The 23303-nt window shown below is 66.3% G+C and carries 20 protein-coding genes; 9 read left to right on the top strand and 11 right to left on the bottom strand.

The genetic code is table 11. The features are described 5' to 3' along the window. Window position 1 precedes the first annotated feature (1 nt). Window positions 2-1141: an acyl-CoA dehydrogenase family protein gene (locus tag OWC48_RS30445; RefSeq protein ID WP_282523297.1), complete on the top strand. Its 1140-nt coding sequence runs from the start codon at window positions 2-4 to the stop codon at window positions 1139-1141. Between the two features lie 15 nt (window positions 1142-1156). After that, window positions 1157-2353, top strand: coding sequence for an acyl-CoA dehydrogenase family protein (locus OWC48_RS30440; protein ID WP_282523296.1), 1197 nt, complete (start codon window positions 1157-1159; stop codon window positions 2351-2353). Window positions 2354-2518: 165 nt separating this feature from the next. Here OWC48_RS30440 and OWC48_RS30435 read toward each other — a convergent pair whose 3' ends face one another. The 3 genes from OWC48_RS30435 to OWC48_RS30425 form a co-directional block, all read right to left on the bottom strand. Beyond that, window positions 2519-4843 carry a xanthine dehydrogenase family protein molybdopterin-binding subunit gene (locus tag OWC48_RS30435; RefSeq protein WP_282523295.1) on the bottom strand — a complete coding sequence of 775 codons (2325 nt, stop codon included), beginning with the start codon at window positions 4841-4843 and terminating at the stop codon, window positions 2519-2521. Between the two features lie 249 nt (window positions 4844-5092). Continuing rightward, complete coding sequence (locus OWC48_RS30430) at window positions 5093-5968, bottom strand: dihydrodipicolinate synthase family protein (protein ID WP_282523294.1); 876 nt, start codon at window positions 5966-5968, stop codon at window positions 5093-5095. A gap of 64 nt (window positions 5969-6032) precedes the next feature. Next, entirely contained in the window at window positions 6033-6998 is a 966-nt protein-coding gene (locus tag OWC48_RS30425) for a VOC family protein (protein WP_282523293.1), read from the bottom strand. Between the two features lie 200 nt (window positions 6999-7198). Between OWC48_RS30425 and OWC48_RS30420 the strand changes: the two genes are divergently transcribed. Together OWC48_RS30420 and OWC48_RS30415 are read left to right on the top strand one after the other, a co-directional pair. Continuing rightward, complete coding sequence (locus OWC48_RS30420; RefSeq protein WP_282523292.1) at window positions 7199-8065, top strand: S1C family serine protease; 867 nt, start codon at window positions 7199-7201, stop codon at window positions 8063-8065. Further along, window positions 8062-8433 (top strand): helix-turn-helix transcriptional regulator, encoded by a 372-nt coding sequence (locus tag OWC48_RS30415; RefSeq protein WP_282523291.1) that lies wholly within the window; start codon window positions 8062-8064, stop codon window positions 8431-8433. The genes OWC48_RS30420 and OWC48_RS30415 overlap by 4 nt, the downstream gene beginning before the upstream one ends. A 12-nt stretch (window positions 8434-8445) precedes the next feature. On the opposite strand, the gene OWC48_RS30410 is transcribed toward OWC48_RS30415, so the two are convergent. The 4 genes from OWC48_RS30410 to OWC48_RS30395 form a co-directional block, all read right to left on the bottom strand. Further along, complete coding sequence (locus tag OWC48_RS30410; RefSeq protein WP_282523290.1) at window positions 8446-9522, bottom strand: HAMP domain-containing sensor histidine kinase; 1077 nt, start codon at window positions 9520-9522, stop codon at window positions 8446-8448. Next, window positions 9509-10201, bottom strand: a complete 693-nt coding sequence (locus OWC48_RS30405; RefSeq protein ID WP_208084800.1) for a response regulator transcription factor — start codon at window positions 10199-10201, stop codon at window positions 9509-9511. The genes OWC48_RS30410 and OWC48_RS30405 overlap by 14 nt, the downstream gene beginning before the upstream one ends. A 100-nt stretch (window positions 10202-10301) precedes the next feature. Next, window positions 10302-10886, bottom strand: a complete 585-nt coding sequence (locus OWC48_RS30400; protein WP_282523289.1) for a hypothetical protein — start codon at window positions 10884-10886, stop codon at window positions 10302-10304. A 338-nt stretch (window positions 10887-11224) separates the two neighbouring features. Continuing rightward, window positions 11225-13561 (bottom strand): Tex family protein, encoded by a 2337-nt coding sequence (locus OWC48_RS30395; RefSeq protein ID WP_282523288.1) that lies wholly within the window; start codon window positions 13559-13561, stop codon window positions 11225-11227. 247 nt (window positions 13562-13808) lie between these two features. Between OWC48_RS30395 and OWC48_RS30390 the strand changes: the two genes are divergently transcribed. Together OWC48_RS30390 and OWC48_RS30385 are read left to right on the top strand one after the other, a co-directional pair. After that, window positions 13809-14927: a ring-opening amidohydrolase gene (locus OWC48_RS30390; protein WP_282523287.1), complete on the top strand. Its 1119-nt coding sequence runs from the start codon at window positions 13809-13811 to the stop codon at window positions 14925-14927. A 111-nt stretch (window positions 14928-15038) separates the two neighbouring features. Further along, on the top strand, window positions 15039-16508 hold the full coding sequence (locus tag OWC48_RS30385; RefSeq protein ID WP_282523286.1) for an amidase: 1470 nt from the start codon (window positions 15039-15041) through the stop codon (window positions 16506-16508). 188 nt (window positions 16509-16696) lie between these two features. Here the strand turns inward: OWC48_RS30385 and OWC48_RS30380 are convergent, their stop codons facing one another. Further along, on the bottom strand, window positions 16697-17014 hold the full coding sequence (locus tag OWC48_RS30380; protein ID WP_212484393.1) for a hypothetical protein: 318 nt from the start codon (window positions 17012-17014) through the stop codon (window positions 16697-16699). 173 nt (window positions 17015-17187) lie between these two features. On the opposite strand from OWC48_RS30380, the gene OWC48_RS30375 reads away from it, so the two are divergent. Together OWC48_RS30375 and OWC48_RS30370 are read left to right on the top strand one after the other, a co-directional pair. Then, on the top strand, window positions 17188-18096 hold the full coding sequence (locus OWC48_RS30375; RefSeq protein ID WP_282523285.1) for a PaaI family thioesterase: 909 nt from the start codon (window positions 17188-17190) through the stop codon (window positions 18094-18096). Window positions 18097-18164: 68 nt separating this feature from the next. Next, window positions 18165-18530 carry a hypothetical protein gene (locus OWC48_RS30370; protein ID WP_282523284.1) on the top strand — a complete coding sequence of 122 codons (366 nt, stop codon included), beginning with the start codon at window positions 18165-18167 and terminating at the stop codon, window positions 18528-18530. Here the strand turns inward: OWC48_RS30370 and poxB are convergent. From poxB to OWC48_RS30355, 3 genes are all read right to left on the bottom strand, one after another. After that, on the bottom strand, window positions 18527-20263 hold the full coding sequence (poxB, locus tag OWC48_RS30365; RefSeq protein ID WP_282523283.1) for a ubiquinone-dependent pyruvate dehydrogenase: 1737 nt from the start codon (window positions 20261-20263) through the stop codon (window positions 18527-18529). The two genes, OWC48_RS30370 and poxB, sit on opposite strands and share 4 nt — an antisense overlap. 80 nt (window positions 20264-20343) lie before the next feature. Further along, window positions 20344-20976 (bottom strand): 2-dehydro-3-deoxy-6-phosphogalactonate aldolase, encoded by a 633-nt coding sequence (locus OWC48_RS30360; RefSeq protein WP_282523282.1) that lies wholly within the window; start codon window positions 20974-20976, stop codon window positions 20344-20346. Window position 20977: 1 nt separating this feature from the next. Further along, on the bottom strand, window positions 20978-21904 hold the full coding sequence (locus tag OWC48_RS30355) for a 2-dehydro-3-deoxygalactonokinase (protein WP_282523281.1): 927 nt from the start codon (window positions 21902-21904) through the stop codon (window positions 20978-20980). Window positions 21905-22159: 255 nt separating this feature from the next. On the opposite strand from OWC48_RS30355, the gene OWC48_RS30350 reads away from it, so the two are divergent. Further along, on the top strand, window positions 22160-23257 hold the full coding sequence (locus OWC48_RS30350) for an LLM class flavin-dependent oxidoreductase (protein ID WP_028151542.1): 1098 nt from the start codon (window positions 22160-22162) through the stop codon (window positions 23255-23257). Window positions 23258-23303 lie beyond the last annotated feature (46 nt).

Genomic DNA, 23303 nt, shown 5'->3' with positions numbered 1-23303 from the left:
CATGGACCTCAATCTCAGTGACGAGCAACGGCTGCTGCGCGAGAGCGCGGATCGCTTCGTGGCCGAAAGCTACGACGCCGATCATCGCCGCAAGATGGCGAAGGACTCGTCCGGCTTCAGCCCTACGGTGTGGAAGCAGTTCGCCGAGCTTGGCTGGCTGGCGCTGCCGATTCCCGAAGAGTTTGACGGGCTCGGTGGCGGCGCGGTCGAGATCGGCATTCTGATGGAAGCTTTCGGCCGCGGGCTGGTGTCCGAGCCGTATGTCGCGACGGTCGTGCTGGGAGCGGCGCTGATCGAGAAGTGCGGCAGCACGACGCAGAAGCAGGCGAGGCTGCCGAAGGTCGCGGACGGATCACTGAAACTCGCCTTCGCCCATTCCGAGCGCGCGGCGCGGTTCGATCTCGCCAAGGTCGCGACCGTCGCCCACAAGACGGCGCAAGGCTGGCGTCTTGCCGGCAGCAAAATCGCGGTGCTCGACGGCCACGCCGCCGACGAGATCATCGTCTCCGCGCATATCCACGACCATAAGGGACCATCGGGGTGGATCGGCCTGCTCCTGGTCCCGGCAAAGACGCCGAGCGTCGCCATCAACGACTATGAGCGCCTCGGCGGCGGCCGGGCCTGCAACATCGAACTATCAGGCGTCGAGCTACCGGAGGACGCTCTCCTGGGTGACGGCAGCGATGCCCTGCCCGCGATCGAATTGGCCGTCGATCGCGCCATGGCCGCGCTTGGCGCGGAAGCCGTCGGCATCATGCAGACGCTGCTCGACACTACGCTGGAATACACCAAGATCCGAAAGCAGTTCGGCCGGCCGCTCTCCGCGAACCAGGTGATCCGCCACCGCCTCGCCGACATGGCAATGCAGGTCGACGAGGCGCGCTCGATGGCGCTGCGCGCCGCGCTGAAAGCAGATAGCCCGCCGGTCGAGCGCGCGCGGGCTGCGTCGGGCGCGAAAGCGAAGATCGGCAAATGCGCGCGCTTCGTCGGCGAGCAGTCGATCCAGCTCCACGGCGGCATGGGCGTCACCGAGGAGCTCGAGGTCGGCGCCTATTTCAAACGGCTGGTCGCCTTCGACACGCTGTTCGGCGGCAGCGCGCATCATTTTAGCCGCCACGCCCAGCTTAGCCGCACGGCCTGACACAAGGAGCGCATCATGGACCTCTCGTTCAACGCCGAGGAGCGCGCCTTCCAGGACGAGGTGCGCGGCTTCATCGCCAAGAATCTCACCGAAGAGATGAAGCGCGCAACCGCGCTGACGCCGTCGGTGTTCTCCGATCCGGATATCGGCATGGCTTGGCAGCGCGCGCTGCACCGGCAGGGCTGGGGCGCGCCGGGCTGGCCGGCCGAACATGGCGGCCCGGACTGGACGCCGGCGCAGCGCTGGATTTTCGAGACTGAATCCGCGCGCGCTGGCGTGCCCAACGTCAACGTGATGGGCGTGAAGATGGTCGGGCCCGTCATCATCGGCTTCGGCTCGGCGGAGCAGAAGAATTTTTATCTGCCGCGCATTCTCTCCGGCGAAGACTATTGGTGCCAGGGCTATTCCGAGCCGGGCTCCGGCTCCGACCTGTCCTCACTGAAGACGCGCGCGGTGCGCGACGGCGACGACTACATCATCAACGGCACGAAAATCTGGACCACCCATGCGCACCACGCCAACCGCATGTTCGCGCTGGTGCGCACCAGCGAGGGGCCGCGGCAGCAGGACGGCATCAGTTTTATTCTGATCGACATGACGACGCCGGGTATCACGACACGCCCGATCATCACCATCGGCGGCGACCACGAGGTCAACCAGGTGTTCTTCGACGATGTGCGGGTGCCCGTGGCCAATCGCGTCGGCGACGAAGGCAAGGGCTGGACCTACGGCAAATATCTGCTCGAGTTCGAGCGCGGCTCCGGCATTGCGTCAGCGAAGCTGCGCGAGGGGTTGAAGGCGATCGCGGAGCTGGCCGAGTCGGACCTGACGGGACGCGCGATCGACAGTCCGGATGTCGCCGCGCGCATCTCCGAGGTCGAAATCGACATCGACGCACTGGAGATGACCGAGCTGCGCGTGCTCTCCGCACTTCAGACCGGCCAAAATCCCGGCGCGGTGTCGTCGATCCTGAAGCTGCGCAATAGCGAGATCCGCCAGGCCGTGACACGGCTGGGGGCCGACGTGATCGGTCACGACGCCCTCGCGGTCGAACCGATGCGCCCGCTCTACAAGCTCAACCACGCGCCGGCGACGCCTGAGGAGATGCTGACGGTGGTGCCGGAATATCTCAACGGCCGGGCCTACACGATCTTCGGCGGCACCTCGGAGATCCAGCGCGATATTATTGCGAAGATGATGCTGGGGATTTGAGGGCCACAACTCTCTCCGCCGTCATTGCGAGGAGCCCTTGCGACGAAGCAATCCAGACTTCCTCCGCGGAAAGATTCTGGATTGCTTCGCTGCGCTCGCAATGACGTTGTGGCAATAGCGCGGGCCCGGATTTCGCTACGCTCCATCCGGCTAAGCACCGCCCTCTTAGCCTGCCACCTTCGCGTCCTTGATCGCCTTCCATATCTTCTGCGGCGTCAGCGGCGTGTTGAGCTGGGTGATGCCGAGCTCGGCGAGCGCATCCATCACGCCGTTGGTGACGCAGGGCGGGCCGCCGATGGCGCCGGATTCGCCGCAGCCCTTGGCGCCGAGCGGATTGGTGCGGCAGGGCGCGGAATCGTCCAGCGTCACCACGATCGGCGGCACGTCGTCGGCGCGCGGGATGCAGTAATCCTGGTAGCTCGCGGTGAGGAGCTGACCGTCGGAATCATACGAGACGCCCTCATAGAGCGCCTGACCGATGCCCTGCGCGACGCCGCCATGGATCTGGCCGGTGACCAGCATCGGGTTCACGGCGACACCGACGTCGTCGACGGTGGTGTAGCGCACGACGCGGGAGACGCCGGTCTCCGGATCGATCTCGACCTCGCAGATATGCGTGCCGTTCGGCCAGCTCGGGCCATCGACCTCGCCTTCGGAATCGACGCTGAGCTTGGCGCCGCCCTCCTTCTCGGCGAGATCGAACAGGCTGATGCGGCGGTCGGTGCCGACCACGGTGAGCATGCCGCCCTGATATTCGATGTCCTCGACCGAGGTCTCGAGCACGTTCGCCGCCTTCTCGCGCGCCTTCTGGATCAAATCATTCGACGAGACCGCGACCGCCGTGCCGCCAACGAACAGCGAACGCGAGCCGACGCTGCCAAAGCCCATGGCGAGATCAGTGTCACCCTGGACGACGTCGATCTTGTCCATGGCAATGCCGAGCGTGTCGGAGATCATCTGGGTGTAGGTGGTCTGCAGCCCCTGCCCCATCGCCATGGTGCCGGAGTGTAGAACCACCCGACCCTGCGAGGTCGCGTGCAGGCTGACCTTCTCGGTGTGGGCGCGGCCGCCGGTCCATTCGATGTAGGAGGTGAGCCCGCGGCCGTAGAGCAGGCCCTTCTTCTTCGCCGCCTTCTTGCGCGCGGCAAAGCCGTCCCAATCGGCCAACTTCACGGCGCGATCGAGCATGTGCGCAAAGGCGCCGGAATCGTAAACCTGCCCGGCGGCGTTGGTGTAGGGCAGCTGTGCCGGCTTGATGTAATTCACCTTCCGGATCGCGCGCGGATCCATGCCGATCTTTCGGGCGGCTGCGTCGAACAGGCGCTCGACGATGAACACCGCTTCGGGACGACCGGCACCGCGATAGGCACCGACCGGCGCGGTGTGGGTCATCACCGACTGCACCTCGAAATGCACCAGCGGCAAATCGTAGACGCCGGTCTGCACGAACGGCCCTAGCACCAGCGGAATGATGTTCGCCGCACCCGAGGAGTAAGCGCCGGTGCAACCGATCGACTTGACGCGATAGGCCAGCACCTTGCCCTTCTCGTCGAGCGCGAACGACGCGGTCGAGGTGAGATCGCGGCCGTGGGTGCCGCCGACGAATTCGTCGGTGCGGTCGCCGCGCCAGCGGATCTTCCTGTTCAGCTTGGTCGCGGCATAGGCGACGATGCCGTCTTCCGGATAGAGGTTGGTCTTCTGACCAAAGCCGCCGCCGATGTCGCTGACCAGCACGCGGACGCTGTCCTTGGGGCGCTTGAGCACGGCTTCCGCCAGCACGTCGCGGGTCGAGGCCGGCGTCTGCGACTGCACATGCAGGAGGAGACGGCCGGTCTTCTTGTCGATCTCGGCAATGGTCGAGCGCGGCTCCATCGCGGAGGGCACCAGACGCTGGCTGACGATGTCGAGCTCGACCGTATGCGCAGCCTTGGCAAACGCCTCGTCCGCCTTGGCGGCATCGCCATAGCTCATCGCGCCGACGATGTTGTCGGGCGCCTCCGGCCACACCACGGGCGCGCCGGGTTTTACGGCCTCGACGGGGTCGACCACGGCGGGCTGCACATCGTATTCGACGACGATGGCCTCGGCCGCGCTCTGCGCCTCGGCGCGCGAGGCGGCCACCACTGCGGCCACGGCTTCGCCGGTGTAACGCACGATCTCATGGGCGAGCAGGCGGCGCGGCGGCACCGTCATGGGCTTGCCGTCGGGGCGCTTGAAGATGCTCAAGGTCGGGATGGTGCCGATGTCGTCCTTGATGAGGTCAGCGCCGGTGTAGATCGCGGTGACGCCGGGCATGGCGGCCGCGGCGCTGGTGTCGATCGAGACGATCTTCGCGTGGGCATGCGGCGAGCGCAGCACATGCAACCACAGCGCGCCCTCCTCCGGCTTGTCGTCGATGAACTGACCCTTCCCGGTGAGCAGCCGCTGGTCTTCCAAACGCTTGACGGGCTGGCCCGCTCCGAAACGCAAATTGCCGGGAAGAATGTTCATTCCGTGGGGTCCTCAGGGTCTTTTCGAAACTGCGGGCAGCCTTTTAGCGGATCGATCGGAGGCATACCAGCCGCGGTTTTAGGCGGGATATGCATGGATTTGGCATGCCGTCTCGCAAATCCGCGATTCCGTCGGGTGGGCAAAGGCGCGCTCTTCGCGCGCCGTGCCCACCACCCTCAATGACGGGCAAATGGTGGGCACGCTACGCTTTGCCCACCCTACGGCACCGATCGCGGGGACGACCGCTCGTTAATCAAGCTCCCTCAACGCCGCTCCCACGACCTTGCGGGCGTCGGCCGACAGCGCGGCCTGCGGCGGGACGGGATCGCCGACGTCGTAGCCCTGGATCGCCAGCCCCGCCTTGATGCAGGCGGCGAGGTTGAATCGGGCAAAGGCCTCGTTGATCCGCCACAGTCTGCGCTGGAGCGCCATGGCCTCGTCCCAGCGGCCGGCCTTGCAGAGGTCGTAGAGTGCGACGCTCTGGCGCGGGATGATGCAGGCCGGTCCCGCCATCCAGCCGAGCCCGCCGATCAGCATCACCGCGGCCGGGATATGGGCGGAGGCCGAGAACACGCGCAAGGCATCGCCGCAGCGGTTCATGATCGAGAGCAGCCGGCCGGTGTTGGTCGAGGCGTCCTTGATGTAGCCGATGCGCGGATGTTCAGCGAGGCGCGCGATGATGTCGAGCGTGAGATCGGAGCGCTGGAATTGCGGATTGGTATAGATGACGACGGGGATGTCCACGGCATCCGCGATGCTGCGGAAATAGGATTCCACCTGGGCATCGGCGAGCGGAAAGTACGCTTCCAGGATCGCCAGAATGCCGTTGGCGCCGAGTTTTTGATAGGCCTTCGCCTGCGCCACCGCATCCGCCGTCGAGGTGGAGGCGACGCCGGCCACAACCGGCACGCGTCCCTTCGCGGCCTGGATGGTGGTCTGCACGATCGCGCTGCGTTGCGCGGCATTGAGATAGGCGAACTCGCCGGTCGAACCCAGCGGCGTCAGCCCGTGCACGCCGGCGCCGATCAGATCGTCGCAGAGCTTGCCGAGGACCTCGGTGCGCACCGTGCCATCGGCATCGACGGGCGAAACAAGATAAGGAAAGACGCCGTGAAAATCGGACATGTCAGGCTGAACCCCGGAAAACTGGCTAGCGCCTGACCGGTCATAGCAATGCCCGTGCCGGCGATCAAACCCTGATCAGGCGCACCCGCGTGCCCCAGGGATCGACGGCCTCCAGACCGTTGGCGAGCGCAGTGACCTGCGCGCCGCCCTTGCGCAGGCGTTCCTCCTGCGCAGCGAGAATGTCCTGCTTCGCCATCACCAGCGAGAACCAGGCAAGCCCCGTGGTCTGATCGTCGCGTTGGCCGGCCCCCTGGCTCTGCCAGACGTTCATGCCGAGGTGATGGTGATAGCGGCCCGACGACAGGAACGCGGCGCCGCCACGGCGGCGGGTCGGATCGAGGCCGACCGTGCCGTGATAGAATCGTTCGGCCTCGGCGAGATCGCCGACACGCAAATGCATGTGGCCGACGCGCAGACCGTCCGGTGCCTTGGCGTAGTCTGCGACGCGCGTGTTGGTCAGCGACAAGAGGTCGGGGATGTTGAGCTCGTCGCTCGCCATCTTCACGCTGCCCTCGCTCCACTGCCATTGCGAGGGATCGCGGTCGGCATAGACCTCGATGCCGTTGCCTTCGGGGTCGTCGAGATAGACGGATTCGCTGACGAGATGATCGGCGAAGCCCGACAGCGGCACGCGATGCGAGGCGGCGTGCACCAGCCAGCGCGCGAGATCTTTGCGCGACGGCATCAGGAAGGCGGTGTGGTAGAGGCCCGCGGCGTTGCGCGGCTCGATCGCGGCCTCGGGACGGGCTTCCAGCACGAGCAGCGTGATGCCGGCCGTGCCGAGCGTCGCGGCGGTCGCGGAGCGCTCGATCACGGTCAGTCCGATCACGTCGCGGTAGTAGTCCGCGACCTTGTCGAGGTTCTTGACCCGGAGCGTCACCATGCCCACCCGCATCGGCGTGCGGCTGGCATAGGTCGGCCCACCGCCTTGCGGCATGCCCTCGGCCCGAGCGGCGGCGGCCGCCGCCATCGCGAGCGAGGTCGCGCCGGCGAGTTGGAGCAGGGTGCGGCGGGTGAGGTCGGCGGTCATCGGTCGGGGCTCGCTGGAAACGCTTAGGGACGTGCGGTGCAATTCCTGGATTGCTACACGTTCCCGTGAGGGCGTCCCAATCACATGTTCGTCGGCCGCCGGCCTGCGGAGGCCGGCCCGCCCCGTCTGTCCTGGCCACCCGGCCAGTTTCGCAATCGCCCGCGACATCCCAGATTGAGGACAATCTACAGGAGCCTTCCATGACCGACCCCACTCCTCTGTCGTCCCTTTCGTCCGCGCTCGCGGATGTCGTGACGCGTACCGCGCCGTCCGTCGTCGCCGTGCATTCGCATCGCTCCCGCGCCACCGGCTTCGTCTGGAAGCCCGGCTTGATCGTCACCGCCGACGAAGCGCTGGCCGACGAGGGCGATATCCAGATCGGCCTCCCCGACGGCAGCACCGCGGCCGCCACGATCGCCGGCCGCGACCATACGACCGACATCGCGCTGTTGCGCACCGATGCCAGTCTTGCACCGGTCAAGCTGGCCGCGACCGTTCCGCCCCTCGGCACGCTGTCGGTCGTCGTCGCCAGCGATCGCGATGCGCCGAGCGCGGCGCTCGGCATGGTGTCACTGTCCGGCAAGAGCTGGCGCTCCTTGCGCGGCGGCGACATCGATGCGCGGATCGAGCTCGACGTGCGCCTGCGCTTCGCCCAGCAAGGCGGGCTCGCGCTCGATGCATCGGGCGACGCCTTCGGCATGGCCGTGCTCGGGCCGCGGCGGGTCCTGGTGATCCCGACGGCGACAATCGAGCGGGTCGCGGCACAGCTCGAGGCGCGCGGCCGCATCGCCCGCGGATATCTCGGCCTCGGGCTCCAGCCGGTGCGGCTCGACGATGGCATCGGCGCGATGGTGATGAATGTCGACAAGGCCGGCCCTTCGGCTGCGGCCGGCATCCGCCAGGGCGACGTCATCGTGGCGGTCAACGACCATAAGCTCTCCGGCGTGCGTGCGCTGTCGCGGACGCTGGGACCTGCAAGCGTCGGCACGGTGGTCGATGTCGCGGTGCGCCGCGGCGGCGAGCCGGTCAGCTTCAAGGTCACGATCGGCGAGAGGCCGGAGGCGTGAGCGAGGACAACGCGCCCGAGATCGTGCTCGCCCTGGAGATCGACGATCCCGCCCTCGCCGATCGCCTGGCGATCCTGCTCGGCAACATCGCCGGACTTCGGCTGGCCGCGCCCGGCGAGGCCGCCACGGCGACGGTCATGGCCCGCGATCCGCGCATCATGCCGGAAGACATCGCGCTGACGCAGCGAGAGCTCGATGTCCTGGCGCTGATGGCGGAAGGCGCGTCCAACAAGCTGATCGCGCGCCAGCTCGGCATTTCCGTGCACACGGTCAAATTCCACGTCGGTTCGCTGCTCGACAAGCTGGATGCAACCGGCCGCACCGACGCGGTCGCGCATGCGGCACGCCGCGGCGTGATCGAGCTATGACGCTGTCAGCTCCTATCGCGCTGATGTCGCCGGGAAGCTGAGCCGGACCGTGAGGCCCGGCGCATTGTCGTGCAGCGCGATCTCGGCGCCATGGAGGCCGGCAACCGCCGCGACCAGGCTCAGGCCCAGACCGTTGCCCGGCGTGTAGCGGCTCTGTTCCAGCCGGTAGAAGCGCTTGAACACGTGATCGCGCTCCCCGGTGGGAATGCCTGGACCATCGTCGGCGATCGCGATCACCGCCACGCCACCGGCGCTGCGACAGGTCACGGTGACCTGCCCGCCCGCGCGGCCGTGCTTGATCGCGTTGTCGACGAGATTGGCGATGGCGTCGAACAGCAGGTCGCGGTCCCCCGTAATCGCCACCTCGCGGTCGCCGTCAAGGCTGAGGCGGGTCGCGACCTGTTCGGCCGCGGCGTCGTAGAGCTCGACGACCTCGCCGGCAATTTCAGCGAGGTCGAGCCTGCGAAACGCACTCCGGCGGGCGCGGGTCTCGATCTCCGAGATCCGGGTGATGGAAGCGAACATGCCGAGCACGGCGTCGAGATCGGCGATGGTATCGCCAATCAGCGTCGCATCGGCCTCACCGTTGCGCGGGGTGTGATAAGCCTTTTCCAGCCGGCCGCGCATGCGTGTCAGCGGCGTGCGCAGATCGTGGGCGACGTTGTCGCTGACCTGCTTGACCTCGCCCATCAGCGTCTCGATGCGGTCAAGCATCTGGTTGAGGTTTTCGGCGACGCGGTCCCACTCGTCGTGACTGCCGCGCAAGGGAATGCGCCGGTCGAGCCCCGACAGCATGATGGCGCGGCTGGCCGCATTGATCTCCTCGATCCGTCCGACCGTGCGCCGCGTCACCAGCACGGCGGCAAGACCGGCCAGCACGGCCAGCAGCACGGCGACCGCTATCATCGCAAGCTCGATCATCGCGGTGAAGCCGCTGTGATCGCCGGCGTCGCCGACCCGGCCCTGCACATAGGCAATCGTGCCGAAATAGACATAGGCCATGATCGCCGCGACGATCAGCCCGAACGTCGCGATCGCGATCAGTGCCAGACGGAAGGTCGAGGAGCGGAGCGTCTTAGCCAGGAGCACGGATGCAATATCCGATGCCGCGGATCGTATGGATCAGCGGATAGGCCTGGGCATCGTCGACCTTGCGGCGGACCCGCCCGACATAGACGTCGATGATGTTGGTGGAGGGATCGAAATGCAGGTCCCAGACATGCTGGAGCAGCATCGCCCGGGAGACGACGCGGCCTTCGTTGCGGACGAGATATTCGAGCAGCTGAAACTCGCGCGGCAGCAGCGGAATTTTCCGGCCGCGCCGACTGGCGTTGCGCGCGATCAGGTCGATGGCGAGATCGCCGACCCGCAGGATGGTTTCCTTGGCGACGGTCTCGCTGCGGCGGCCGAGCGCCTCGAGGCGCGCCAGCAGCTCGACGAAGGAGAACGGCTTGACGAGATAGTCATCACCCCCGGCGCGCAGACCGCGCACGCGGTCGTCGACCTCGCCGAGCGCGGAGATGATCAGGAAGGGTGCGGCGATGCCGTCGTCGCGCAACTGGCGCATTACGGTGATGCCGTCGATGTCGGGCAGCATGCGGTCGATGGTGATCACGGCATAGTCGCGGGCGACGCCGTGGCTCAGGGCTTCACGACCGGTCGCGGCAAGATCGACGTCGTAGCCCGAGGTGGTGAGTTCCTCGACGAGCTGGCCTGCGGTTTCCGGATCGTCCTCGACGACCAGAATGCGGCGGTGACCTCCGGTCATGCAAAACTCCGCGCGACGATCGCCACCAGACTATCCCGTTCCGGGGCTGAGCGGAACTGCCCGGCGGCGATCGCGACAATGGTGCGGTACCGCGATGCGACTACCAATAGTCTCCGCACACATTGACCAATTGCCACCCATAGGCTGTCCAGCTCCTTTGCCAGCAGCCATCGTCGTAATAGTTGCCATATTTGGCATAGAAGAACGGCGCGCCGACGAAAGCGAACCGGTTGAAGCGGTGACGATGGAAGAAGGCATGGCGACCAATGAACGGCCTGCCGTGCCAGCCCGGGCCAGCAAACCGCGGGCCGAAAGCGGCGCGGGTCGCCAATGGTGCACGGACAAAGCGCGGCCCCATGGCAGCACGGGCGGCCATTGGCGAACCGGCGAAGCGGGCGCCACCGAAGCCCGGGCCGCCAGCAAAGCGCGCGCCACCCATGCCACCGAAACCACCCGCGCGCATGCCGCCGAAGCCACCCGCATGCATTCCGCCGCCACCGAAATGCCCGCCACCGCCAAAGCCGCCATGGCCGCCGCCGCCGAAGCCACCACCGCCGAAGCCGCCACCGCCATGGCCTCCGCCACCGCCGCCGCCGCCGCCGCCACGGGCAAGCACAGGTGAAGCGAGCGCCATCATTGCGGCGAGCGTCACCGCAGTGACGCCTTTGAGAAGCCTGTTGTCCATCGAAGCATCCTCCGTGCTGCGCAGCGATCTTTCTGCCGCGCGAGGAGGATCAGATGAGAGGAAGGGACAGGCACCTTCAACTTACAAACGCGCCAGATTCTGACGCGGGTGTTAGGGACGAACGCTCTTTCGCTCCCTCGCCCCGTTCTGACGGGGAGAGGGCGGGATGAGAGGCTGCGTCCGCGAATGCGATCTAAAAAGTGATGGCAACGCCTGTCCCGTGCACAATCAACTTACGAGTCGGAGGGACCTTTGACTCCGGTCAACCGCATGCCTTCACCCGGATCGCTGGCGCGATCCGAATTCTCCCCGCAAAGAGCGGGGGAGAGGTCAAAGTATCACGCCCGCTTGCCACCGTTCTTCTCGGCCGCGCGGCGCATGGCCTCGGCCAGGGCACCGCCGCCGGAGGATTCCTGGTTGCGCGGCGCCGACGACGTCATGCGCGCGGGGTTTCGCGAGCTGTTGTCCCGCTGCATGCCGGGCGCGTCTTTCTTGGCACCGACCTCGTCGTCGAGGCGCAAGGTCAGCGAGATGCGCTTGCGGGCGACCTCGAAGTCCAGCACCTTCACCTTGACGATGTCGCCGGGCTTCACCACCTCGCGCGGATCCTTGATGTAGGTCCTGGACATCGCCGAGATGTGAACCAGGCCGTCCTGATGCACGCCGATATCGACGAAGGCGCCGAAGGCGGCAACGTTGGTCACGGTCCCTTCGAGGATCATGCCCTTCTGGAGATGCTTGATCTCCTCGACGCCTTCCTTGAACACCGCGGCCTTGAACGCCGGACGCGGGTCGCGGCCGGGCTTCTCGAGCTCGCGCAGGATGTCCGTGACGGTCGGCAGACCAAAGGTCTCGTCGACGAAATCCTTCGGCTTCAGCGTACGCACGATCTCGCTGCTGCCGATCAGCGCCTTGATGTCGCTCTTGGTGGCACTGAGAATCCGCCGCACCACGGGATAGGCTTCCGGATGCACGCCGGAGGCGTCGAGCGGGTCCTCGCCGCCGAGGATGCGCAGGAAGCCCGCGCATTGCTCGAACGCCTTCGGCCCGAGGCGCGGCACGTCCTTCAGCGCCTTGCGCGACTTGAACGGGCCGTTGGCGTCGCGGTGTGCCACGATGCTCGAGGCCAGGCCGGAGCCGACGCCCGACACGCGGGCCAGAAGCGGCGCCGAGGCGGTGTTGACGTCGACGCCGACCGCGTTCACGCAGTCCTCGACCACGGCATCGAGCGACTTGGCGAGCTTGGCCTGGCCGAGGTCGTGCTGGTATTGGCCGACGCCGATCGCCTTGGGCTCGATCTTGACGAGCTCGGCGAGCGGATCCTGAAGACGGCGGGCGATCGAAACCGCGCCGCGCAGGGTGACGTCGAGACCCGGCAACTCCTCCGAGGCGAAGGCCGAGGCCGAATAGACCGACGCGCCGGCTTCCGATACCACGATCTTGGTCATCTTCAGCTCGGCCAGACCCTTGACGAGATCGCCTGCAAGCTTGTCGGTTTCGCGCGAGGCAGTGCCGTTGCCGATCGCGATCAGCTCGACACGATGCTTCAGCGCAAGCTTGCCGAGGATCGCGAGCGCCTCGTTCCACTGCCGCTGCGGCTCGTGCGGATAGATCACGGCGGTATCGACCACCTTGCCGGTCGCGTCGGTGACGGCGACCTTGACGCCGGTGCGGTAGCCGGGATCGAGGCCCATGGTGACGCGGGTGCCAGCGGGTGCCGCGAGCAGCAGGTCGCGCAAATTGGAAGCGAACACGCGCACGGCCTCGGTCTCGGCGGCGTTCCACAGCCGCATGCGCAGGTCGATGTTGAGATGCACCTGGATCTTGGTACGCCAGGCCCAGCGCACGGTGTCGATCAGCCAGCGGTCGCCGGCGCGCTTGAGGTCGGCGATGCCGAACCGCTTCATGATCTTCAATTCATAGGCGCTCGGCACGCCCGGCGGCGACGCTTCGGCTTCGGCCTGGATCTGGAGATCGAGGATCTCTTCCTTCTCGCCACGGAACATCGCGAGGATGCGGTGGGACGGGAGCTTCGTCAGCGGCTCGGAGAACTCGAAATAGTCGGCGAACTTCTCGCCCTCGGTCTTCTTGCCGTCGCGCACCTTGGAGGCCATGCGCGCATTGGTCCACACGTCCTCGCGAAGCGCACCGATCAAATCGGCGTCCTCGTCGAAGCGCTCGACCAGGATGGCCCGGGCACCGTCGAGCGCGGCGGCGGCATCGGCCACGCCCTTCTCGGCGTTGATGAAGGTTTCGGCCACGACCTTCGGATCGTTGACCGGCTCTGCCATCAGCTGATTGGCGAGCGGTTCGAGCCCGGCTTCCTTGGCGATCTCGGCCTTGGTGCGGCGCTTCGGCTTGAACGGCAGGTAGATGTCTTCGAGGCGCGCCTTGCTGTCGGCGGCGAGAATAGAGGCTTCGAGCGCGGCATCGAGCTTGCCCTGCTCGCGGACCGATTCGAGGATCGCCTTGCGGCGGTCTTCGAGCTCGCGCAAATAGCCCAGGCGCTCCTCCAGGGTGCGCAATTGCGCGTCGTCGAGCGCACCGGTCGCTTCCTTGCGGTAGCGGGCGATGAAGGGAACCGTGGCGCCGCCGTCGAGCAACGTCACCGTCGCCTCGACCTGCTCCGCCCGTACCCCAAGCTCCTGCGCAATTTTCTGGTTGATATTTGCCACGCGAGAATCCCTCTATCCAAGCACGCGACGCGGGGGCGAACCACCGGCAGCGGGACGCCGCTTATGGACCAACCGAGGTTGATTCATCAAGATGCGGCGCGCAACCGTCGACAGAGGATTTTTTTGTCGAACCGGATGCGATCTCGCCACATTCGTGGGTGCCTGCGCCCCGCTTGTGCCTTGACATGCGCCTCCGTTCCACGGCTGGTTGACCCGCCGGACCACCGAACTCGACACGAGGACTGCAATGCGGACAGCATCGGTCGGCGTCTTCAAGGTCGCCACCACTGGCCCCGGCGACGTCTCCGGCCTCATGGCCATGATCGGCTCCGGCGCGATCGACCCGACAACGATTTTGGCCATCCTCGGCAAGACCGAAGGCAATGGCGGCGTCAACGATTTTACGCGGGAATATGCCGCTGCTGCGTTGTGCACGGCGCTGGCGCCAGGACTCGGCCTTTCGCCAGAGGCGGTCGAGCAGCGCATCGCCTTCGTGATGTCGGGCGGCACCGAAGGCGTGCTCAGCCCGCATATCACGGTGTTCACCCGCCGCGAAGCCGAGCGTCCGGCAGGCATGTCCGGCAAGCGCTTGAGCATCGGCATGGCGCACACGCGGGACTTCCTCCCCGAAGAGATCGGCCGCTCGGAACAGATCATGGAAACGGCCAAGGCGGTGAGGGCCGCGATGGCGGATGCCGGCATCACCGATCCCGCCGACGTCCATTTCGTGCAGATCAAATGCCCGCTGCTCACCAGCGACCGCGTCGAAGCCGCAAACGCGCGCGGCAACAAGACGGCCACGACCAGCGCCTACAGCTCGATGGCCTATTCGCGCGGCGCCTCCGCGCTTGGGGTCGCTGTCGCGCTCGGCGAGATCGATTCCAATGTCAGAGACGACGACGTGCTGCGGCGCTACGATCTGTTCTCGAAGGTCGCCTCGACCTCGTCAGGGATCGAGCTGATGCACAACGTCATCATCGTGCTCGGCAACTCGGCGTCTTCAGCGAGCGAGTTCGAGATCGGACACGCCGTGATGAACGATGCGATCGATGCCCCGGCCGTGGTGTCGGCGTTGAACAGCGTCGGGCTTGGTGTTGGCCTTGGCGTCGCGCCGCTAGCCACCGAGGGCCGCGAGCTCGTCAACATCTTCGCCAAGGCCGAGGCCTCGCCTGATGGCAGCGTGCGCGGCTTCCGCCATACCATGCTGGAGGATACCGACATCAGCTCGACGCGCCACGCCCGCGCGGCCGTCGGCGGCCTGATTGCAGGCCTTGCCGGCACCGGCGCGGTCTATGTCTCCGGCGGTGCCGAGCATCAGGGGCCGGCCGGCGGCGGCCCGGTTGCGGTGATTGCACGCCTGCCCTAATGACGCGGCGACCTCTCCGCCCGGCGCAACCCTGCCCTTCGCCCCGGCTCAGTTGATTCAGGCGGCCCCTTGCGAAAAAGGTGGCGCCGCATCCTAGGGGATTTTGACTTCATGACTTTGCCGATGAGCTGGAACGAATGGGCGCAGCACGATGGCGTCGGGCTGGCGGCGCGCGTCCGCAAGGGCGAACTGTCGGCGAAGGAGTTGGCGCGCCAGGCCGCCGCGGGCGTCGCCAAGGTCAACCCGGCACTGTCGGGTGTGGTCGAGCTGTTCGAGGACGTGATCGCCGATCCGGCCAAGGACGGCGCCAATCTCGCCGGCCCGTTCGCCGGCCTGCCCTTCCTGATGAAGGACCTCGGACCGACCATGAAGGGCCGGCTGCAGGAGATGGGCTCGCTGCTGATGCGCGGCAATCGCGCCGCGGCCGACACGTTCCTCACCGGTAAATTCCGTCAGGCAGGCCTCAACCTGATCGGACGCACCACGACGCCGGAATTCGGCGTGTGCAGCTCGGCCGACAATCCCGCCGTCTACGTGACGCGCAATCCCTGGAATACCGACTACACCACCTGCGGTTCATCGGCGGGCAGCGCGGCGATGGTCGCGGCCGGCGTCGTCCCGATCGCGCATGCGACCGACGGCGGCGGCTCGATCCGCATTCCCGCCGGCGTCAACGGCAATATCGGTTTGAAGGTGTCGCGCGGCGTGTTCTCGCTGGCCCCGCACATGTCCGACCTCACCGGCCTCGTTTCGATCCAGGGCTGCCAGTCGCGCTCGGTGCGCGACACCGCGGCCTTCGTCGATCATGCCCGTGGACCTGCGCCCGGCGAGTTCATGCCGTTCTGGACCACGGCGCAGCCCTATTCCGAGATGATCAAGCGCGATCCGTCAAAGCTTCGCATCGCGCTGTCGCACAGCTGGGGCGACTATACCGCAACGCCGGAGATCGCCGCCGAGCTTGAGAAGACCGGCCGCTTCCTCGAAGGCCTCGGCCATCACGTCGAATACGCGCTGCCCGAACTCGACTTCCGCGCCGCCTTCGCGGCGCAGACCACCTGCTATATCAGCAATTTTGCCGTGGTGATCTCCAACATGCTTGCCGCGCGCGGACTGGAAAAGCCGCCGGAGGATCTGATCGAGCCCATGAACATCAGGATCTGGGAAGCCGGCCGGCACACCAGCTTCGCCGAGCGGGCGAAGATGCAAGGCGTGTTCAACACGACCTCGCGCGGCTTCGGCGCGTTCTTCGAGCAGTGGGACGTGATCCTGACGCCGATCACCGCGTTGCCGACGCCGAAGGTGGGCACCAGGGAATATCTCACCATCTCCGACAATCCTGACGTGCTCGACTGGTTCGGCAATCTCTGGCGCTTCTTCGCCTTCACGCCGCTCGCCAATCTCTGCGGCATGCCGGCGATCTCGATGCCGATGGCAGAGCAAGACCACGGCCTGCCGCTCGGCATCCAGGCCATCGCCAAGCAGGCCAATGACGGCCTGCTCCTGCAGCTCGCCGCCCAGATCGAGCGCGCGCTCGACGGTAAGTGGAATGGCGGCAAGAAGCCGAAGGTGCATGTGGGCTGAGGCGAGGCTATTCGCCTTGGACAAGCGTCCACGTCCCTGAGGCCATCCTTCGAGACGCCCGCTTTGCGGGCTCCTCAGGATGAGGTCTGGTTTCGCGGCGAGACGTCAGACCCTCATGGTGAGGAGACCGCGAAGCGGTCGTCTCGAACGATAAGGCCGAGCGCGCGAGCCAACCTCCAAAGCGGATCTCAATTCTTCACCGTCGGGATCACCTCCGCCGGCTGCTGCTGCCCCTGCTTGTACATCGCCAGAGCCTTGTCGAGCGCTTCGCGCAGCGCCAGCGCTGCGGCCACGCTGCAGCGCAAGTGCGCGGTCTGGACCACGTCGACCCTGACGGCGGCACCGACCGGCATCAGCAGGTTCGCGGCGAGCTCGATCTGGATCGCGCCGTTGTGGTGTCCGAAGCAGGATGCGCCGTCGAAATAGATGATCGGTGCCCGTTCCGAGCTGGAGCTCGAAATGGTCACGGGCCCCTGATTGGTGGCGGGTGTTTCGGGGTCGGCCATGGGCACTCCTCGGGGCTGGTCGGCGGACGAAACGCCCACCATCGTTGCTTCGGCACGCCGTGTCGAGGCCAAACCGGCCCAGGCAGACCTGACTGCAGACCTAACTGCCGACCTGCCTGATGAGCCCCTTTCGGGGTTTTGCGCGGCACCCGACACTGGTCTAGAACGTCGTCATGTCCACTTCACCCACCACGCTTCCGTTCGAGGAACTCGCCGAGGCGGTTAAGAGCCGCCGTTCCGACTACGGCCATATCAGCGGGCTCCAGCTCGACCGCTTCGCCCCCGCCGAGGCCTGGTCCAGCCTGCCCTACCGTCCGGTCTTCGTCGGCGACACCGAGACCGGCGTGCTGCATGGCGGCGTCGTCACGGCGATGCTGGACGAAAGCTGCGGCATGGCGGTGCAACTTGCACTCGACGGCACGCGCGCGATCGCAACCCTGGATCTGCGCATCGATTATCAGAAGCCGGCGACACCGGGCCTCGACATCAAGGCGCATTCGGTGTGTTACCGCACCACGCGTTCGATCGCCTTCGTGCGCTCCACCGCCTATCAGGAGTCCGAGGACGATCCGGTCGCAACCGCGACGGCCTGCTTCATGATCGGCGCCAACCGCACCAACATGCTCGCGGACCGCAGGATGGATTCGCGCAGCATCCCGACGCTGGAGGCGCCCGACGATCCGGACGGCCCGTTCGCCAACAGCCCGTTCGCGCGCTGCCTCGGCATTCGCGTCAATAACGACGGCACGCTGACGATGCCGTTCTCGCCGCAGATCATCGGCAACCCGATCCTGCCCGCGATCCATGGCGGCATGACCGGTGCCTTCCTCGAGACCACCGCGATCCTCGGCGTGAGGCGCGAGCTCGGCATCGCCGCGCTGCCCAAGCCGATCGGACTCACCGTCAACTATCTGCGTTCCGGACGTGCCCTCGATACCGTCGCCAATGTCTCGATCGTGAAGCAGGGCCGGCGTATCGTCGCCTTCGAAGCGCGGGCCTGGCAGGACGATGCGAGCAAGCCGATCGCCACCGCTTTCGGCCATTTCATGCTGCGGCCAACGCCCGGAAGTGACGAGGAATAGGCGTATTTTCCCTTGACGGCGAGGGACCGGGCCACAACGATAGCCTGGTTCCTGCGAGAGGTATTGGATTGCGGCATCCGCTCGACATCATCGCCATGTTCGCCGCGCTCTGGCTGCTGGCGTCGATGGTGCTCGACGCGCTGACGCCGAAGGAGCTGACCGCGGTGATGATCGGCATCGCGATCGGGCCCGCCATCGTCATCACCGCCGTGTTCTATTATGTGCGCTGCCCGCGCACCGATTTCGCGGTGATGTTCGCAGCACTCTGGCTGATCTCCGATATCGCCATTGCATTCATCTCGCCGACGCAGCTGCCGTATTTCCTGATCGCACTCGGCTTCGTGCCGGCCCTGCTGATCGGCATCGTGCTGCACTGGCAGCGCTTCCAGCACCGCCACGAGCGGCTGCCCGCGCCCTCGGTGAAGCGGGGCTAGCGCGGTAGCAGATTTGTTTTCGCGAGATCCAGCACCTCGTCACCGCGGCCGTTCATCACCGCGCGCAGCACCCAGAGGCTGAAACCCTTGATCTGCTCGGGCGTGATGGTCGGCGGCATCGACAGCTCCTGCTTCGCCGTGACGACATCGAGCAGCGCGGGTCCGTCATGGGCCAGCATCTCCTTCACGGCGCCCGGGAGCTCGCCGGGGTCCTCGACGCGTTTGGCGAAAATGCCCATCGCGCGCGCCATCGTCGCGAAATCGGGATTCTCAAGATCGACATTGGTGTCGACGAACCCGGCCGCCTTCATCTCCAGCGCAACGAAGCCGAGCACGCCGTTGTTGAAGACCACGATTTTCACCGGCAGCTTCATCTGGGTCAGCGTGATCAGGTCACCCATCAGCATGGTGAAGCCGCCGTCGCCGGAGAGCGAGATGATCTGGCGGCCCGGCTGCGAAGCCTGCGCGCCGATCGCCTGCGGCATCGCGTTGGCCATCGAGCCGTGCACGAACGAGCCGATCAGCCGGCGGCGGCCGTTCATGTCGAGATAGCGCGCGGCCCACACCGTCGGCGTGCCGACATCGGCGGTGAAGACGGCGTCATCAGAAGCATGGTCGCTGATGACTTTTGCCAGATATTGCGGATGGATCGGCTTGCTGCCCGGTGTCCCCTTCGCAAGCGAGTCGAGCCCTTCGCGCGCCTTCTTGTAGTGCGCGATGGCGTCGTCGAGATGTTTCCGCTGCGTCTTGGTCTTGAGCAGCGGCAGCAGCGCCTCGATGGTCAGCTTGACGTCGCCGACAATGCCGAGATCGATCTTGCACCGCCGTCCCAGATTTTCCGGGCGGATGTCGATCTGCGCGATCTGCGCATCGGTGGGGAAGAACTGCTTGTAGGGAAAATCAGTACCGAGCATCACCAGCGCGTCGCAGGCGTGCATGGCGGCGTAGCCCGAGGAGAAGCCGATGAAGCCGGTCATGCCGACGTCGTACGGATTGTCGTACTCGACATGCTCCTTGCCGCCGAGCGCGTGTACGATCGGGCTCTTCAGCGCTTCGGCCAGCTGCATCAGCGGCGCATGCGCGCCGGCGCAGCCGCGACCACAGAACAGGGTGATGCGCTCCGCGCCGTTAAGGAGATCAGCAAGCGCCTTCAGCTCATCGGCCTGCGGCACGACCTTCGGCGCCGACAGCGCAAGGCCGCGCGTCGTCGACAGCGCGCGCTTGGGCGGGCTGCGGAACGCGACGTCGCCGGGCATCGCGATCACCGCGACGCCGCGCAGGCCTACGGCTGCGCGGATGGCGTTCTCGATCACGTAAGGCAGCTGGCTCGCATCCGACACCAGCTCGCAATAATGGCTGCATTCGCGGAACAGGTTCTGCGGATGGGTTTCCTGGAAATAGCCGCCGCCGATTTCCGCCGAAGGGATCTGCGCCGCGATCGCGAGCACGGGAACGCGGCTGCGATGCGCGTCGAACAGCCCGTTGATCAGGTGCAGATTGCCGGGGCCGCAGGAGCCGGCGCAGACGGCCAGGCTGCCCGTCATCTCGGCTTCGCCGGCGGCGGCGAAGGCCGCGACCTCCTCGTGCCGGACATGGATCCATTCGATAGTGCCGCGGCGGCGCAGCGCCTCGGTAAGACCGTTCAGACTGTCGCCGACGATGCCGTAGATGCGCTTGACGCCGGCCTGTTCGAGCGTTGCCACGAACAGATCGGCCACGTTGTTGATCGCCATGTCGGTCTCCTGATCTCACTGATGCGGCAAGATAGGATAAAGCGCGACCGTGACGCCATCACGGCTTGTTTATTGCCGCGTCAGTCTTTCGCAATCGCCCGATCGTAGGCCTCGATTGTCACCTTTGCGCGAGCGGCGACATCGGCCGCCGTCATGCCGGGCTTGTAGAGGCTGGAGCCGAGCCCGAACGCCGTCACGCCGCCATTGATGTATTCGGCAAAATTCTGGTCGGAGACGCCGCCGACGGCGGCGATCATCACGCCGGCCGGCAGCACGGCTTTAATCGCGGCGATGCCGGACGCGCCGAGCACGCCGGCCGGAAAGAATTTCAGGCCCGATGCGCCGGAGCGCGCGGCGAGCAGGGCCTCGGTCGGTGAGAACACACCCGGCAACGTCACCATGGCGTACTGATGTGCACGCATGAGCACCTGCGTATCCACATTCGGCGAGACCATCAACTTGCCGCCGACGTCATTGAGACGATCGACATCTGCGGCGGTGAGCACCGTGCCGGCGCCGATCAGGACGCCGGCCGGCGCGAGCTTCACGGCAGTCGCGATCGAGCGGAACGGCTCCGGCGAATTCAGGGGGATCTCGATCGCGGTCATGCCGGCCTCGATCAGCACGCCGACGATCGCCTCGGTCTCCTCGGGCTTCACACCACGCAGGATCGCGACCAGCGGACGCTGCATCGGCGGAAAGGGAACGCTCATCTCAAGATTCCTCTCGTTTCGTCCAGATCGCGGCAGCGGCCATCGACAGGCCGCGGCGAACGGCTTCATCGGCATCGATCGGCTGAACGGTGACCGACAGCGCATCGAAGGCAAGCCGGTACAGCATCGCGAGCCGCCCGGAGGCAATCAGCGTGATGCCCGCTTTCGGCACGGTGCCGGAGAGCCCTGCTGCCAGCTCGACACCGATCAACGTGCCCGACAGCGTCTCGCGCGCGGCGGCCGGCGTGCCGCCGAACAGAAGCTGCCGCGACCGCGCGCCGAACAGGAGGTTGGCCGCGAAGGCCGGCGCCTCATATGCGGCTTTCACGGCGGCCTTGAAGCTCGCGACATCCTCGGCGTCATCGGCGCCGGCGACCGCCAGCGACAAGATCGTCTCGCGCGAAACCACGCTGAAGAGCTCGCCGGTCATGAAGGTGGAAAAGTGCGCGACCGTGCCGTCCTTCACGCGCACCCATTTCGAATGCGTGCCAGGCATGCAGACCAGCGCGTCGCCTGCGGCCTCGAGGCCGAGTGCGCCGAGCAGCTGCGTCTCCTCGCCGCGCATCACGTCCGGCGCCTTGGCGTCGCGCTGCGCGATGCCGGGCAGGATGCGAATATCGCGCGTCTCGCCGGGCACTGGCGCGGCCTGCTTCAGCACAGCGGAGAGCGGCGCAGGCGTGTCAACATAGCCGGCCTCGACCCAGCCGGTCTTGGCGCCCGCCATGCCGCAGACAAGCACCGGCAGCTGGGCAGGGGCCGCGACTGCCCTGAGATGCGACTGCAGCACGCCGGCAAAGCCGGCCTTGGCCGCGGCCAGCATGCCCTCATCGCTGCGGCGCTCCGCCAGCACCTGGCCGGTGCGGTCGATCAGCCAGAGCCGAAAACTGCTGGTGCCCCAGTCCACCGCGACACAGGCGGGTTCGGTCATCTCAACACGTATCCTTTCAACACGTATCCTTGGTCTCACCGGCAAGACGCCGTCTCGCGACAATGAGACGGACGCTCGCAAACCTGCCCCGGGATATCGGCTATTGCCGCCTCAAACCAGCGATTTTTCGCAGGTCCGAGGCGCTCGCCGCGCTGGCACGCCGCTTGCGATGCCGTGGCACACCGCTTGCTAAAGCTGTCCTGTTCAAGTCCAGGAACGCGCAACAAGACGCGTCAACATCAGATGAGGAAACCCATGGAGATCGGCTATTTCACGATGCCTTCGCATCCGCCGGAGTGCGGCCTGAAGGAAGGAAACGACTGGGACCTGCAAGTCATGCGCTGGCTCGACGAGCTCGGCTACCAGGAAGCCTGGGTCGGCGAGCACCACACCGCGCCCTGGGAACCCAATCCCACGCCGGACCTCCTGATCGCGCAGGCGCTGATGCAGACCAAGAATATCCGCATCGGGCCGGGCGGCTTCCTGCTGCCCTATCACCACCCGGCCGAGCTCGCCAACCGCGTCGCGATGCTCGACCATCTCTCCGAGGGCCGGCTCAATTTCGGCGTCGCAGCTTCGGGCCTGCCGAGCGATTGGGCGATGTTCAACGTCGACGGCATGAGCGGACAGAACCGCGACATGACCCGCGAGGCGCTGGAGATCATCCTGAAGCTGTGGTCCGATCCCGCGCCCTTCACCTACAAGGGCAAGTTCTGGACGGTGACCAAGCCGGACACGATGTTCGACTTCCTCAAGCCGCACATCAAGCCTCTCCAGGCCCCGCATCCGCCGATCGGCGTTGCCGGATTGTCGAAGAACTCGGACACGCTGAAGCTCGCCGGCGAGCGCGGCTTCATTCCGATGAGCCTCAACCTCAACCCGGCCTATGTCGGCAGCCATTGGGACTCGGTCGAGATCGGCGCCGCCAAGACCGGACGCAAGCCGAACCGCGCGGATTGGCGCCTCGTACGCGAGGTGTTCGTCGCCGACACCGACGAGGAGGCCTGGAAGCTGTCGACCGGTGACATGATGGGCCGGATGATGCACGAGTACTTCCTGCCCCTGCTCGGCCATTTCGGCTTCAAGGACTATCTGAAGCACGCGCCCGATGTGCCCGACAGTGACGTCACCGTCGAATATTGCGCCAAACGGAACTGGATCGTCGGCTCGCCCGCAACCGTCGCCGAGAAGATCGAGAAGATCTACGACGAGGTCGGCGGCTTCGGCGTGCTGCTGGTATTCGGCTTCGACTACAAGCACAAGCCGGAGGCCTGGCGCCACTCGCTCTCGCTGCTCAGCAAAGAGGTGATGCCGCGCCTGAAGCATCTCGGCTCCGCGAAGAAGGCCGCTTGACGCGCGGCGGGTGCGGCGCAATCGTGTCGCACCCGCCCCCGTTTCG

Origin of the sequence: Bradyrhizobium sp. Arg816 (assembly GCF_029989365.1) — a bacterium.
In the GTDB taxonomy this organism is placed as follows: domain Bacteria; phylum Pseudomonadota; class Alphaproteobacteria; order Rhizobiales; family Xanthobacteraceae; genus Bradyrhizobium.
The sequence above is the reverse complement of the archived record's forward strand: the minus strand, read 5'-3'. Positions and strand labels throughout refer to the sequence as shown.